This window comes from Vibrio sp. 2132-1 (assembly GCF_033344315.1).
The window spans coordinates 1-532 of record NZ_JAWPON010000795.1 but is presented as its reverse complement, the minus strand read 5'-3'; the positions used below and the strand labels follow the sequence as shown (position 1 = coordinate 532).

The window sequence follows — 532 nt, the reverse complement described above, 5'->3', positions numbered from 1 at the left end:
AGAAGTTGCGGCAAATAAACGTCCAATTAAAATTTGGTCTGCGGCCAGTTCATCTGGTCAAGAAACTTATTCAATCGCGATGACAATTCTGGAAACGCAACAGCGTAAGCCAGGTTTGCTGCCAAGTGTTTCCATCACGGCGACGGACATTTCTGCAAGCATGCTCGAAATGTGTCGTGCAGGTGTGTATGACAACCTAGCTTTAGGTCGTGGTCTTTCGCCTGAGCGTCGCCGCACTTTCTTTGAAGATGCAGGCGATGGCCGTATGAAAGTGAAAGACAACGTTAAACGTTTGGTGAACTTCCGTCCTCAAAACTTGATGGATAGTTACGCACTGATGGGTAAATTCGACATCATTTTCTGTCGTAACGTGCTGATTTACTTCTCTCCAGAGATGAAATCTAAAGTGCTTAACCAAATGGCGAGCAGTTTAAACCCTGGTGGTTACCTATTGCTGGGTGCGTCAGAGTCGTTAACCGGTCTGACTGATAAATTTGAAATGGTGCGCTGTAATCCAGGTATCATTTACAAG

General features: G+C 45.3%; 1 protein-coding gene. It reads left to right on the top strand.

Translation table 11 applies throughout. The features are described 5' to 3' along the window. Positions 1-532: CheR family methyltransferase (locus tag R8N47_RS28045; protein WP_318186464.1), on the top strand; the 532-nt coding region annotated here is incomplete at both ends.